This window comes from Thermobaculum terrenum ATCC BAA-798 (genome assembly GCF_000025005.1).
In the GTDB taxonomy this organism is placed as follows: Bacteria; Chloroflexota; Chloroflexia; order Thermobaculales; family Thermobaculaceae; genus Thermobaculum; species Thermobaculum terrenum.
The window spans coordinates 752,582-766,255 of sequence record NC_013526.1 but is presented as its reverse complement, the minus strand read 5'-3'; the positions used below and the strand labels follow the sequence as shown (position 1 = coordinate 766,255).

Below are 13,674 nucleotides of genomic sequence, written 5' to 3'. Positions count from 1 at the left end.
GGGTCGAAGCCTCTCCGAGATCGAGGTAAAATGAACCAGACACCAGCAGGAGGAGCCATCGCCCATGAGGCTGTACAACACCTTGACTCGCCGTGTGGAGGAGGTCGTGCCGGTGGAGCCCGGGAGGATCAGGATGTACACCTGTGGCCCCACCGTCTATCGCTACATCCACATAGGCAACCTGCGATCCTTCTGTACCGCGGACTGGATAAGGCGGGCGCTCCTGCGGGAGGGCTACGAGGTGATCCACGTGAAGAACATCACCGACGTAGGGCACATGCGACAGGAGCTGCTGGACCAGGGGGAGGATAAGCTCGAGGCCGAGGCCAGGAGGGTGGGGCGCACCCCGGGGGAGATCGCGGAGTTCTACACCCGCGCCTTCATGCGCGACGAGGCGAGGATGAACATCCTGCCGGCTTCGGTCTTCCCGCGGGCCACGCAGCACGTGGGAGAGATGATCGAGATCGTGCGCGAGCTGGAGCGGCAGGGATACGCCTACCGGGCGGGCGGCAACGTCTACTTCGACGTGGCGCGCCTGCCGCAGTACGGGCAGCTCTCGGGCAACAGCCTGCCGGAGCTCACCTCCTCCCAGGAGGATGCGACCGCCGACAAGAGGAGCCCACTGGACTTCGCGCTCTGGAAGGAGGCGGAGCCCGGCAGGTTGATGGCCTGGGACAGCCCCTGGGGCAGGGGGTTCCCCGGGTGGCATATCGAGTGCACCGCCATGGCGATCAAGTACCTCGGTACCGAGATCGACATCCACACCGGTGGGGTAGACAACATCTTCCCCCATCACGAGAACGAGCGGGCGCAGAGCGAGGCGTACGTCGGCCACAGGTGGGTGAGGCACTGGGTGCACACCCAGCACCTGCTGACCGACGGCCTGAAGATGTCCAAGTCCATGAGCAACGACTACACCCTGGACGACATCGTGGCCCGGGGCTTCGAGCCCCTGGCGCTGCGCTACCTCTTCACCACGGCGCACTACAGGACCCGCCTGAACTTCACCTTCCGGGCGCTGGCGGGCGCGCAGACCTCCCTGCGCAGGCTCAGGATGGCCGCCCTGGCAGCCAGGGATGAGGCCGTTGCTCCTCCCGATGAGGAGGCCATGCGGCCCTGGCGCGAGGCCTTCGACCGCTCGCTGAGGGACGACCTGAACCTCCCGGCTGCCATGGCCGTGGTATGGGACGTGGTGCGCCGCTCCGGCCTGGGACCTGCGGAGAGGGCGGCGCTGCTGGCGGAGTTCGACGAGGTGCTCGGGCTCGACGTGTTCGCTGAGCCCGATTCTGGGTTGCTCCTGGAGCCTCGGCAGGACGTGCGCGAGCTGCTGGCTCTGCGTGCGGAGGTCAGGGCAAGGGGAGACTACGCCCTGGCAGACGCGCTGCGCTCCGACCTGGAGGCGCGCGGGGTCGAGCTGCGCGACACCCGGCAGGGCACTCGCGCCTACAGGCTCAGGATCAACCGCCTGCCGCACGTGTTCACCAGCTCGGCCGAGGTGCCCAGCCGCGTGGGCGAGCCCGACCGCTACGAGTGGTCGGTGAACCTCATAGCCCGCAACAACAGGGAGGACCTGGAGAGGTGCCTGCGCAGCCTGGCGCGCCACCTGCACGGCAGGAGCTTGGAGGTCGTAGTGGTCGACAGCGGCTCCACCGATGACACCCTGGGGCTGATGCTCGAGCTGTACCACCGAGGCTACTGGGAGGAGGAGGGCGTCAGGGTACCCCTCAAGGTGCTCTTTGCGGACCACAACATCGGGTTCGCCGCCTCCCGCAACGCCACGATGCGCGCCTCGGAGGGGTGGTACGTAGTCTGGCTGGATACCTCCGTGGAGCTCGCGGGCGATGTGTGGACCCCGCTTGAGGAGGCCCTGGCCGATAGGTCGGTCGGGGTGGCTGGGCCGTTTGGCCTGGTGACGGAGGACCTCCGGGAGTTCGAGCGGACTCCTGGACCGGATGCGGACGCTATGGAGGGGTATCTGTTCGCCTTCAGGCGTGCGCTACTGGAGGAGGTGGGGCTGCTGGACAACGAGAAGTTCAGGTTCTACCGCCTGGCGGACGTGTACTACAGCTTCTTCTTCAAGGCTGCGGGGCTGCGCGTCGTAGTGGTGCCGGAGGTTGAGCGGCGCATCATCCTACACCCCCATCGGGAATGGTACAGCCTACTGCCAGAGGAACGTCAGACCAAGAGCAAGCACAACTACGACTTGTTCAGAGCTAGATGGCATCATGGTGAGAGCCTGCTAGTGGCCAGAGATGGACAGGTGGAGCGCTGGCTGGAGCACGATCACCCCAGGCACGTGGATGCCGACCACTTCCATCCACCGGAGGAGCTGCCCCCTCCAGGTGTGCCTCATGTGCATCCCCATCGGCACCTGCCGGATCACCAACATAATCATCCCCACTACCATTTTCAAGGAGATTAGGCGTAAAAATAGGTGGGCGGCTCTACCGCCCACCTATACTGGTGCAAGTTCGTTACTGGGCGACCATGGCCTCGGTCTTCAGTTCCTTCCTTACCACGTTGGCCAGGGCGCGGATGAACAGGGGCATGGTGTTGAACACCTCTATGCGATAGAACTTCAGCCCCTCGGACTCGGCCTCCTCGCGGGCGGCCACGTCTATGTCGTATAGGATCTCGAGGTGGTCCGCCAAGAACTGGACGGGCACCACGAGCACGCTGCTATGGCCTGCCTGGCGGATGCCCGGGAGCACGTCCTTGAGGTCCGGCTTGAGCCACTCCTCTGGGGTGTGCCCGGCGCTCTGGTAGGCGAACATCCACCGGTCGTCCGCCAGGCCTAGCTTGTCGGCCACGGCTCGGGCGGTCTCCATGAGCTGGTCGATGTAGAAGGGCTCCCTGTCCACTACGCTCTTGGGCAGGCTGTGGGCGGTGAGCACTATCGGCACGGTGTCGCGCTCTGAGGCGGGGACCCTCTCCAGGGCCTCTCTGACTCGCTGTGCAAGCGCTTCTATGAAGTCGGGCTCGGTGTGCCACGGCCCGGCGATCGTGACCTGCACATCGCTCGGGAGTTCCCTTAGCGCCTCCTCGATCGCCCTGTGGTAGCCGCCCATGATTATTGGCGAGTACTGCGGGGACATGATGATCGCCACTATCCGGCGAGCACCCTGCTCCACCAAGCTGCGCAGCCCGTCGGCTATCCACGGGGGAGTATGCCTCATGCCCACCTCGGCTACGAAGCGCGTCCCCTCCCTGGCCTCCGCCTGCAGGAGATCCCGCAGCGCCTCGGCCTGCTGGCGGGTGATCTCTATGAGGGGGGATCCGCCTACCAGCCGGTAGCGGCGCTGAAACTCCTCGATCAGCTCCTGGGGCGCCTTGCCGTGGTAGACGTGGTTCATGTAGGCGGGCACGTCCTCCGGCGTCCTGGCGGCGCCGTAGCTCATGAGCAGCACACCTATGGTCTCCGGTTGTTCTATGGTCATACGCCTTCCTCCTTTGATCTACTCGTGCTCTCGTGCACGAGGTCCACCAACATCCTCAGCTTGCCCGGGTCCGTGTCGGGCAGCACGCCGTGCCCCAGGTTGAACACGTGTCCGGGGCGGCCGTTCGCCCTGCGCAGGATATCCAGCGCCTTCTTCTCCACGTAGTGCCACGGGGCGAGCATGGCCGCCGGGTCGAGGTTGCCCTGGATGCCCCTGTCGTGGCCGATGCGCTCCCAGGCCTCGTCCAGCCTGACCCGCCAGTCCACGCTCACCAGGTCTGGCCCCGCCTCTGCCATGAGCTCCAGCAGGGAGGCAGCGCCTGTGCCGAAGTGGATCGTCGGCACACCCAGTGCCTTGACCTCGGAGAAGATGCGCCTGGAGTAGGGCAGCACGTACTCGGCGTACTCGTCGGGGCCCAGGATGCCCACCCAGCTGTCGAACAGCTGGATGACCTGTGCGCCGGCCTGTACCTGCCCTCGCAGGTAGCGGACTATCACCTCCGTGACCTTGGCCATGAGGCCGTGCCACAGCTCGGGCTCGCCGTACATCATCCGCTTGGCGTGGGCGTAGTCCCTGGAGGGCCTGCCCTCGATCATGTAGCAGGCGAGGGTGAAGGGCGAGCCAGCGAAGCCTATCAGCGCGGCCCTGCCCGCGAGCTCCCGCCGCACGATCCGGATCGCCTCGAAGACGAACGGGGTAGCCTCCTCGGCCTCCACGATCCTGATCGCCTCGATATCCGCCCTGGTGCGGATCGGGTGGGGGATGATGGGCCCGATCTCGGGCTCTATGAAGAACTCCACGCCCATGCCCCCCAGCGGCAGCATGATGTCGGCGAACATCACGGCCGCGTCCACCCCCAGCGCGTCCACGGGCATGAGCGTCACCTGCGCGCAGAGCTCGGGGGTCTTGGCGAGCGTGAGGATGTCGTACTTGCGCCGCAGCTCACGGTACTCGGCAAGGCATCGGCCTGCCTGCCGCATGAACCAGACGGGGGTGGAGTCGGTGGGCTGGCGCCTGCAGGCGGCCAGCATCCTGGCCTCGCCGCTCATAGGGCGAGCAGACAGATCTTGAGCTATCACTAGCAGCACTCTCCATGAGGGAATGTGTTCACACTATATGCTACCTTATAACCGCCGCCACCGCCAAAGAACCCCACGTGGTCAGCCCGTGACCGTGGTGCTGCTCGTCGACACCCGTCGCTGCGCACGTTGGCGGCGCGCGATCTCGTCGCAGAGCTTGCGCGGGGAAGGCACGTGGCGGAAGAAGAAGTTCTCGGTGTCCCCAGCGGTCTGCAGCCTGAGGTCTCCGTACTGCAGGAGGTACGCCAGGGGCGACTTGATGACGTACGACATGTCCTGGAGGCTGCTGATGGGGGCGCTCTTGGTCTCCTCGCGCAGCCCCAGCGGAGATACCTTGTGCTCGACTATCTTCTCATCGTCGATGGTTATCTCATGGTTGCTCCAGGAGTCTATCAGCCAGCCGGCCCACAGCAGGCTCATGCACAGGCCGGCGATGCCTACCACGAGGTAGCCGCTCCACCAGCCGGCGAGCCCCGCGACCGCCAGCAGCAACAAGGGGCGCAACAGCTCGGAGGCCAGCGCCACCGGGTGGCTGTGGATCACCAGCGGAGGCAGGGTCTCCCCACCCGCATTGATGGGGCTGATGGGGGTGCTCTCGGCGGCCCGGATGAGCGAACCCAGGCGCGCGGCTATGTGGTGTGGGCGGGTGATCCACGTGACCTGGAGGGCTCCCTCGGAGCGGGTATCCAGCAGGAGATCACCGCTGCGCACCAGCCTCTGTAGCCATCTGCTGCTCGCGCTGACGTTCTGCAGCCCCCTGAGCGGGGATTGCCAGTGCTTCTCCTTGAAGCCGGGCACGTGCTCCACCCACAGCACGCGGCTGTTGGTGACGATCAGCGCCTTACCGCTCCAGTCGAGCCAAACGTAGGCTCCCCACGCGATCGCCACCAGCGCGACCACCGCCAACAGCCACAGGGGTAGCTGTCCCTTGCCCAGGTACAGATCGTAGCCCCAGGATGAGAGGGTGGCTAGCAGCACGAGCAGGATGGGCGGCACGAGCGCCCGCACCAGGCACAGCGCGTGCTTGTGCGCCAGCAGCTGGATCCTCTCTCCGGGCTGTAGGTAGCGTCTTATTTCCATCCTGATATAAGGATAGATGCCGGCTGGCCCCGAGGCAAGCTGGGTTAAGCAAAGTTGCATATCCAGACTAAGCCAAATGGCTTATGGTACCTGCAGGGGCTTTGTGCTAACCTCAGATTGGACAGCGGAATTATATGACATCCCTCATAGATATGGAGGAGCAGGAGTGGCGGACTGCTCCTCCCGCTGTTTTAGGCGGGAGGTGTACGGTAGATTCCTTGGGAGGGGCCTCCGCGCCGACGGGTGAGGAGGGGGCACCCGTCGGCGCTGGCCTCCCGGCCTGGGGGAGCCGGGAGTCAAGGAGGGGGGAATGAGTTGGGATCCGCTATTATTATAGCAACACTCGACATAACATGCAAACTCAATTCCAGGTATCTCCGAGGTAGCGCACCTGGATCTCGCCCTCGAGGCCCTCGGCGACCACCACCTGCTCGTCCTCGGGCAACAGGTCGAGGGCGTTGTCGCTCCAGGTGACGTCCCCCTCGGCCTCGAGGAGCACGCCCTTGAGGGGCCTTGTGGCGCGCAGCCTCAGCCTCTGCCCGTCGACCGCTACATCCAGCCCGCCCTTGGGCAGGTGCAGGTACTTGAGGGGCTCCGGCCATGAGGCCGCCCTGGCGATCACGCTCCCGCCGGCCAGCAGGCGGAGGCCCACCACGGTGGTGCGGAAGGCGTGCACGTGGGCCTCCCCCAGCTCCACGCTGCCGTACGCGGGGGCGTTGACCTCCAGGGAAGTCTGCAGGATCTTCTCCCCCTGCAGGGACCACTGGGTGACCTCCAGCTGCCCGGAGAACGGCTCGCCCGTGAGGTTGGAGCACCACAGCTGCAGCCTGGAGCCCTCCCGGCTGTAGCCTATGGTGATGGGCGCGAGCTCCCGCCGCACCACGTAGTAGGCGGCCTTGGGCCGGAGGTAGTAGTCCGCCACCGCCCAGCTCGTGACCGGCCAGCAGTCGTTGAGCTGCCAGACGAGCGCGCCGCTGCAGCCGTACCTCCCCCTGCCCCTCCACTCCCTGCGCCACCCGCGGATCCCGGCCGCCAGGGCCTCGGCCTGCACCAGCTGCGTGGCGTACACCGCTTCCGCCAGGCCACACGGCGCGCGCAGGTTGTCCGAGAGGTAGACCGCTATCCTCCTGGGGCCGTCCTGGGCTTTGTTGTGGTGGTCGAGCGTCCGGCTCTCTGGGTAGCGCTCGGAAGGAGGAGCGAAAGCCTCGATGGTGCGCCGGGAGGGCAGGGCCTGCATCCCGAACTCGCTCACGAAGCGCGACCTGAAGCTGGGATACCGCTGGTAGGGCGCCAGCTGGCCGTGCCACACCTCCCACACGTGGCGGTCGCCCTGCGTGGGGTCGTTGGGGTCCGCGCCCGCGTACGGGCTGCCCGGCCAGTACGGACGGCTCGGATCCAGCCTGGCGCACACCTCGGGGAGCACGCGCTCGTAGATCATGCGGCCAGGAAAGGTGTCCCGGGCCTCCTCCGGCGAGATGTCGGGGTCGTAGGCACCAATGGATTGTGCCACCTGGTAGTCCTCGTTGTTGCCGCACCAAATCACTATGGAAGGGTGCACATGGAGCCGAGTGATGGCCGACTCCGCCTCCCTGCGGACGCTCTGGAGGAACTCCTCATGGGCAGGGTACATCCCGCAGGCGAACATGAAGTCCTGCCAGACGAGCAGTCCCAGCTCATCGCACAGCTCGTAGAAGGCATCGGCCTCGTAGATCCCGCCGCCCCATACGCGCAGCATGGTGGCGTTGCCCTCCGCGGCCAACCTCAGCCAGCGCTCGTACCTCCGGCGGTCCACCCGCGTGGTGAAGGAGTCCGCGGGTATCCAGTTGTACCCTCCACAGAACAGGGGCACGTTGTTGATCTCGAAGGTGAAGCTGCTACCCTCCTCCCCCTTCACCGGCTCCTGCAGGAGCCGCAGTCGGCGGAAGCCCGTGCGCAGGGTGCGGCTGGCGAGCGTGGCCTCGCCCTCGCGCACGCTCACCTGCAGGGTGTACAGCTGCTGTGGGCCGTGACCTCGTGGCCACCACAGGTGTGGGAACTGCAGGTCGAACTCGTGCTCGATGTGGTTGCGCGCCACTATCAGGTCGGTGTGCGCTGGGTGCCCCTCGGGATCCAGCAGGCGCACAAGCACCTCGCGGCCCTCCAGGTCCCCCTCCAGCCCAAGGTACAGCCTGACCGCCGCCGAGGATAGGTCCGGGGCCACCTCGTGCAGGATCCTCACGGTGTCTATCCTGGCGCTGTAGCCCTCCAGCCTGATCTCTCGCCAGGGGCCGATCGCCAGCAGCGTCGGCCCCCAGTCCCACCCGTAGTGGTAGCCCGCCTTGCGAACGTACACGCGGCTGGGATCGCCGTTCCAGGCCCTCATCTCGCCGTGCTGCTCCTGGAGCCTACGCCCCGCCCGCAGTGGCGACTCGAACAGTATCCACAGCTCGTTGCTCCCCTCCCGGAGGATCTCCCGGACCGCCGCCCTGTGGGGCACGAACTGGTTGTCGCTGTGGAGCACCTCCTGCCCGTTGAGCCATACGGTGGCGAACGTGTCCAGCCCGTCGCAGCAGAGATCCACGTAGGGCATGCGCAGCAGCTCGTCGTCCACCTCGAAGGTGCACCTGTACAGCCAGTCGGCGTCGCCCACCCACTGGACCTCGAGCTCCGCCAGCCCGACGAACGGGTCCGGTATGACGCCCTCGCGCATCAGGTCCTGGTGGACGTAGCCAGGGACGGTCGCGGGTATCCAGCCCTTGTGGGATGCAAGGTCCTCCTCCAGCGTTGCCCTCGGAGAACGCTGCCTCAGTTGCCAGTTGTCAGATAGCACCTGTGCGATCATCTTCAACCTCTTGGAGTGTGTTCGTCTTGGCTACAAACTACAGTATATACAAATCGTTGCCGCGCGCTGCCGAGCAAGCTCTTGGTGCTACCCCATGTGCCTCCACCAATGGGTGATCCAGGGCGTGTGGATGCCGCGCCCGTGCAGGGCCGCGATCAGCACCCTGCGGACCTCCTCCACGGCTCGCACGAGGGGGTGCTCCTTGTGAGGCAGGGGTTGAGGGGCGGAGCCGTTGGGCAACCACCGCAGGCAGGCGTCCGCGGCCTGCGCTACGGCGGCCCCGGTGGGGAACCTGGTGGCCACCGCGTGCAGCCACTTGTCGTAGGGCGCCGGCACCCCGTCCACGGCCAGCGCGCACCTGTGGGCCTGACGCAGGGCCTCTGTGGTGGCCCAGAGCAGCGCCCACCCGTCGCCGCGCTCGGCAGCGTTGTCCATGACCCTGCTTGCCTGTCGGAAGGCCACATAGGTCGATCGGCATCGCTGCAGCCACGCTTCCTCTCTCAAGGGGTAGTGCTGCGAGAGGAGCCCGGCTACTTCGATCGGGTCGTGCAGGGCGCAAGCCGTGGCCGCCAGCCACAGGGCCGAGTCCTCACCCCTTGCCAGCTCCTCGGCCAGCGATTCCACGGTCCGCAGGGTGTAGTGCCCGCCGCGGCCGCCCCGCAGCTTGAGCTCTACGAATAGATCTTCCTCCGCGCCCACGATCCCTAGCTCCCGATGGGAGCGCTTGAGCTCCTCGACCAGCTGCTCCCGGCACACCAACTGCAGATCCACGTCCGAGACCTCGTCCACCACGCCGAGCGCGGCCGAGCCCACCAGCAGTAGGCTGACGTCCGCGGCGTGGGCGGAGAGCGGCTCCCTGCCCAGCATCTGGCGCACCTGCCATGCGATCTCGCTCAGCAGGGATGCCCAGTCCTCGTCCCCTGCGGTGGCCATCAGCCCAGACAGTGGCCCTCGCCATAGCCCTTGCAAAGTCAATTCGCTCACCTCCAAGGTTATTGATCCCGCCGGATACGGGTCCGGCGGGGCTTATCCAGGTGCGCCTGTTGGGCGCGCAGCCTGTCCTCGGCTCCCGAGAAGAGGTGCTTGCCTCGAGGATACTCCAGCAGCAGGTAGGAGTAGAACAGCCCCAGCCACTGCTCGAAAGCCAGGGACGTCGGGGTCGCATCGGGCCGAAGGTCCAACCTCTTCCACAGGCGGTCGACTCCGCTCCTGGCAAAGAGCGGGCCGAGCGTCTCCTTGAGGGACGGCCGCCACGCCGTGAAACCGTAGGTGACGAAATCCCGATACACCTGCCGCATCCCAGACGGCAAGGGATCCGCCTCCCTGCGGAGCAACCGCAGCATGACCACCTCGACGCCGGGGTGCGGATGGAAGTCCTCGCGCCGGAAGCGATAGGTGATCGAGGGCACAAAGTCCGCCTTCAGCAGCACCGAGGAGAGCGTCTCACGGGGAGTGCCCAGGTACCTCCAAGCAGCCTCCTGCTGCACAATTAAATATGTATCCTCCGGCGGGCGTGGCGCGCCGGTGAGCTTCTGCACGATCTGCGCCGTGATGCTGAAGGGTGGGTTGGAGAACACCTTGTAACGGCTCCTGGGCAGATCGTGCTCCAGGAAATCCCCCTCCAGGACGAGCACGTTCGGCAGGTCGGCGAGCTCGGTCCGCAGCCGCGCCACCAGAGAGGGGTCTTTCTCGATCGCCACCACCTCCCGGCAGCGACGGGCCAATCGCTCGGTGATGATCCCGCGACCTGGTCCGATCTCGTAGACGATGTCTTCAGGACCTATATCGGAGCTTTGGAGCAGGTAGTCGACGAGCTGGCGACTTCGCAGGAAGTTTTGGGACAGAAAGCTGTGAGCTTGAGACCGTTGCTGCTCCCCGCGCCCGCGGCCCTGGTACGGGCCCTGGTTACCCAGCGGATTACCCCTGCCATAGTCCCTTACCTCCCTGCAAAGTGCGTTACTGAATTGCCAGCTACAAGACCTCCCCATTATAAGGGCAAGCCTCGTCCTGGGCAAGCCCTGTGGTGGGTTGCATGCTCAGGGCGCAGTATGGATAATGTCGCTGTATGCCGGCACATCCCGATCAGGAGGACCTCGTCCGCCAAGTGATGGCCGCGGGCGTGCGCGACCCGCGGGTGCTCGAAGCGCTGCGCAGGGTGCCCAGGGCCGGGTTCGTGCCCCCGTACCTGGTGGAGCGCGCTTACTACGATGAGCCCCTGCCGATCCCGCACGGGCAGGTGACCACGCAGCCATCCCTCGTCGCCAAGATGATCGAGGCGCTCGAGCTGAAGGGTTCGGAGAAGGTGCTCGAGGTGGGTACGGGCTACGGTTTCCAGACGGCGCTGCTGGCCTACTTGTCCAGGTGCGTGTGGAGCATGGAGCGCTGGCCCGATATCGCGGAGGTGGCGAGGGCCAACCTGGCGAGGCAGGGCGTTGGGAACGCCCAGGTCGTGGTGGGGGACGGCACTCTGGGGCTCCCCGAGCACTCCCCGTTCGATGCGATCCTCGTCTCCGCCGCGTTCCCGGCGGTACCCCCGCCCCTCGTGGAGCAGCTGGCCGTCGGCGGCAGGCTTGTGCAGCCCATAGGCCCCGGCGGCCAGGAGGAGGTCGCTTTGTTCGAGCAGAGGCCGGAGGGGCTGGTGCGCCGGCGCACGGTCATCGGGGCTCACTTCGTCCGGCTGTACGGGAGGTACGGCTTCCCTCCAGAGCGGTCGGGTAATGGGGCTCGTTAGTTGGGGCAGCTTCCGCCCGGGGCGACTATGCTGTACGTGGCCCGCGCGCCGGCCTTAGCATCGTGGCGAGCACGATGCCGACTAGCTGGAGGGACCAGGGAACCCTCCAGCCAGCTTACGCCGTTGGGCTATCTGCTGGGGACCTGCCTGCGCAGGAGCTGCGCGTTGAGCGCTACGGCTATGGTGCTGAGCGACATCAGCAGGGCTCCCAACGCCGGGGGGAGCACCAGTCCCCAGGGAGCCAGCACGCCCGCGGCCAGCGGCAGGGCTACCAGGTTGTACCCCGCGGCCCAGGCCAGGTTCTGCACCATCTTCCTGTAGCTGGCTCGGCTCAGCGTTATGACCCTGGCCACGTCCCGGGGGTCGTCCCGCACCAGCACGATCGCCGCCGAGGCGCGGGCCACGTCCGTGCCCGCACCTATCGCTATACCCACGTCGGCCTGCGCCAGCGCGGGGGCGTCGTTGACCCCATCGCCCACCATGGCGACCACCAGCCCCTGCGATCGCAGCTCGAGGATCTTCTCGTGCTTGTGCTCGGGCAGCACCCCTGCGAAGTACTCCGCTATCCCCAGCTGGGAGGCTACCCACCGGGCCACCGCCTCGGAGTCCCCAGTCAGCATGGAGACCTTTACCCCCATCCCGGTGAGGGTCTTCACGGCCTCGAAGCTCTCGGGGCGCACGACGTCGGCCAGTGAGAAGGCTGCCACGGGCTCGTCGTCCACCACCAGGTAGACCACGGTCTGCCCGTGCCCACCCCACTCCTTGGCCTTGGCCGATAACTCCTCAGGCAGGGCGATCCCCGCCTGCTCGAGCAGCCCTGGGCCTCCCACCTGTACCTGGCGACCATCCACCCTGGCGCTGACGCCCCTGCCCGGGAGGGCACGAAAGTCCTCCGCGCGCTGCAGGGGCAGCCCCCTGTCTCTGGCCGCGGCCACCAGGGCCCTCGCCACGGCGTGCTCGCTCTCCTGCTCGACGGATGCCGCCAGCGAGAGCGCCGCCTCCGCATCGAAGCCCTGCACCGTGGTCATGTCGACCAGTCCCTGACGTCCCAGGGTCAGGGTCCCGGTCTTGTCGAACACGACCACGTCCACGTTCCTGGCCCGCTCGAGCGCAGCCCTGTCCCGGACCAGGATGCCGCTGCGGGCCGCCATCGTGGTGGATATCGCCACCACCAGGGGGATGGCCAGCCCCAGCGCATGGGGGCACGCGATGACCAATGTTGAGACCACCCTCTCGATGGTGTAGTTGTCCAACCCCCTGACCGACAGCCAGATCGCGAACGTGATAACGGCCACCGCCACCGCGACGATCGTCAGCCAGTAGGCAGCCCTGTCGGCGAGCACCTGCGCCCTGCCCTTGCTCGCCTGTGCCTCGCGCACCAGCCTCATGATCCCGGAGAGGACCGTATCCTCGCCCACGCGGGTGACCCTCACCCGCAGGGCTCCGTCGCCCACGTTGACCGTGCCGGCGACCACCTCATCTCCCTCCTCCTTGTGCACCGGCCTGGACTCGCCGGTGATCATGCTCTCGTCGAGGGAGCTGCGGCCGCCCTCGACTTGGCCGTCGGCCGGCACGCGGGCCCCCGGGCGCACCAGGACCAGGTCCCCCACGCGCAGCTCCGCTACGGGCACCTCCTCGGTCTCCTCGCCCACCAGACGCTCGGCCGTATCGGGCAGCAGCTTCGCCAGCTCCTCCAGCGCGCTCTGCGCCCTGCCTATGGCCCTCATCTCCATCCAGTGGCCAAGGAGCATGATCGTGACGAGGGTGGCGAGCTCGAAATAGAAGGGCATCCCGCGCAGGATCCCAAAGGTGACCGCGAGGCTGTAGAAGTAGGCGGTGGTTATGGCGAGCGCCACCAGCGTCATCATGCCTGGACGCCCCTGACCGACCTCCGAGACCGCTCCCCTCAGGAAGACCCAGCCGCAGTACCAGTAGATGACGCTGGACAGGACGGGCGCCAGCCAGCTAGATCCCGTAAACGTGGGTGCGGAGTATCCCAGGATGTGCTGCAGAAGGTCGGAGTAGAGCAGCACGGGGATCGTGAGGATCAGCGATACCCAGAAGACCCGGGCAAAGGCGGCCTCCGAGTGGCCTGCGTGCGCATCGTGCGTGCCGCGCCCGTGCTCCGCACCTCCATGTGGGTGCCCCTCGTGCCTCATCTCATGATGGGTGTGTCCAGATGCTTGGTGTGTGTCATGTGCGTGGTGAGCCATCCGTAACTCCTCTCCCGGCACTAGGGTAACCTATGGCCTCCAACTCGGCCTCTATCTTCTCCAGGGAGGTGACGGAGGGATCGAACTGGACGGTGACCCGCTTCGAGTCCAGGTCCACCGAGACGCCTTCGACGCCCTCTAGGCTCCTCAGCGCCCTATCCACCCTGCTCACGCAGTGGCTGCAGGACATGTCGGGTACGATCAGGACTTCGGTGTGCTTGCTTGTCATCTTGACGCCTCCTCACAATATACTCATTACCAGTATGCTGTATAATACTAGCACACGAGTCAAGTTATGGGGTAAAACTATAAG

Annotated in this window: 10 protein-coding genes; 2 read left to right on the top strand and 8 right to left on the bottom strand. The window is 66.3% G+C overall.

The features are described from left to right. Window positions 1-64 precede the first annotated feature (64 nt). The gene (gene cysS, locus TTER_RS15100) at window positions 65-2,422 is read left to right on the top strand and encodes a cysteine--tRNA ligase (protein ID WP_012876512.1); all 2,358 of its coding nucleotides are present in this window, start codon (window positions 65-67) and stop codon (window positions 2,420-2,422) included. 52 nt (window positions 2,423-2,474) lie between these two features. Here the strand turns inward: cysS and hemH are convergent, their stop codons facing one another. The 6 genes from hemH to erm form a co-directional block, all read right to left on the bottom strand. Then, window positions 2,475-3,437, bottom strand: a complete 963-nt coding sequence (gene hemH, locus TTER_RS13035) for a ferrochelatase (protein WP_012876511.1) — start codon at window positions 3,435-3,437, stop codon at window positions 2,475-2,477. Next, window positions 3,434-4,516, bottom strand: a complete 1,083-nt coding sequence (hemE, locus tag TTER_RS13030; protein ID WP_012876510.1) for a uroporphyrinogen decarboxylase — start codon at window positions 4,514-4,516, stop codon at window positions 3,434-3,436. The genes hemH and hemE overlap by 4 nt, the downstream gene beginning before the upstream one ends. Window positions 4,517-4,597: 81 nt before the next feature. After that, window positions 4,598-5,596, bottom strand: coding sequence for a YdbT family protein (locus tag TTER_RS13025; RefSeq protein WP_012876509.1), 999 nt, complete (start codon window positions 5,594-5,596; stop codon window positions 4,598-4,600). A gap of 361 nt (window positions 5,597-5,957) precedes the next feature. Further along, a complete protein-coding gene (locus TTER_RS13020; protein WP_012876508.1) occupies window positions 5,958-8,417 on the bottom strand; it encodes a beta-mannosidase in 2,460 nt (819 codons plus the stop codon). An 87-nt stretch (window positions 8,418-8,504) separates the two neighbouring features. Next, window positions 8,505-9,392 (bottom strand): hypothetical protein, encoded by an 888-nt coding sequence (locus tag TTER_RS13015; RefSeq protein ID WP_012876507.1) that lies wholly within the window; start codon window positions 9,390-9,392, stop codon window positions 8,505-8,507. A 17-nt stretch (window positions 9,393-9,409) separates the two neighbouring features. Beyond that, window positions 9,410-10,405, bottom strand: coding sequence for a 23S ribosomal RNA methyltransferase Erm (gene erm, locus TTER_RS13010; RefSeq protein ID WP_012876506.1), 996 nt, complete (start codon window positions 10,403-10,405; stop codon window positions 9,410-9,412). 77 nt (window positions 10,406-10,482) lie between these two features. Here erm and TTER_RS13005 point away from each other — a divergent pair, with 77 nt between their 5' ends. Continuing rightward, window positions 10,483-11,148 carry a protein-L-isoaspartate(D-aspartate) O-methyltransferase gene (locus TTER_RS13005; protein WP_012876505.1) on the top strand — a complete coding sequence of 222 codons (666 nt, stop codon included), beginning with the start codon at window positions 10,483-10,485 and terminating at the stop codon, window positions 11,146-11,148. A gap of 128 nt (window positions 11,149-11,276) precedes the next feature. On the opposite strand, the gene TTER_RS13000 is transcribed toward TTER_RS13005, so the two are convergent. Next, the gene (locus tag TTER_RS13000) at window positions 11,277-13,361 is read right to left on the bottom strand and encodes a heavy metal translocating P-type ATPase (RefSeq protein ID WP_012876504.1); all 2,085 of its coding nucleotides are present in this window, start codon (window positions 13,359-13,361) and stop codon (window positions 11,277-11,279) included. Continuing rightward, window positions 13,342-13,590 (bottom strand): heavy-metal-associated domain-containing protein, encoded by a 249-nt coding sequence (locus TTER_RS12995; RefSeq protein ID WP_012876503.1) that lies wholly within the window; start codon window positions 13,588-13,590, stop codon window positions 13,342-13,344. Before TTER_RS12995 ends, TTER_RS13000 begins: the two co-directional genes overlap by 20 nt. Window positions 13,591-13,674: the final 84 nt, after the last annotated feature.

Bases quoted from the DNA above. Each gene is read 5' to 3' on its own strand.
- cysS (WP_012876512.1), top strand. From the start codon at position 65: ATGAGGCTGTACAACACCTTGACTCGCCGTGTGGAGGAGGTCGTGCCG.
- hemH (WP_012876511.1), bottom strand. From the start codon at position 3,437: ATGACCATAGAACAACCGGAGACCATAGGTGTGCTGCTCATGAGCTAC.
- TTER_RS13025 (WP_012876509.1), bottom strand. From the start codon at position 5,596: ATGGAAATAAGACGCTACCTACAGCCCGGAGAGAGGATCCAGCTGCTG.
- TTER_RS13020 (WP_012876508.1), bottom strand. From the start codon at position 8,417: ATGATCGCACAGGTGCTATCTGACAACTGGCAACTGAGGCAGCGTTCT.
- erm (WP_012876506.1), bottom strand. From the start codon at position 10,405: ATGGGGAGGTCTTGTAGCTGGCAATTCAGTAACGCACTTTGCAGGGAG.
- TTER_RS13005 (WP_012876505.1), top strand. From the start codon at position 10,483: ATGCCGGCACATCCCGATCAGGAGGACCTCGTCCGCCAAGTGATGGCC.
- TTER_RS13000 (WP_012876504.1), bottom strand. From the start codon at position 13,361: ATGGCTCACCACGCACATGACACACACCAAGCATCTGGACACACCCAT.
- TTER_RS12995 (WP_012876503.1), bottom strand. From the start codon at position 13,590: ATGACAAGCAAGCACACCGAAGTCCTGATCGTACCCGACATGTCCTGC.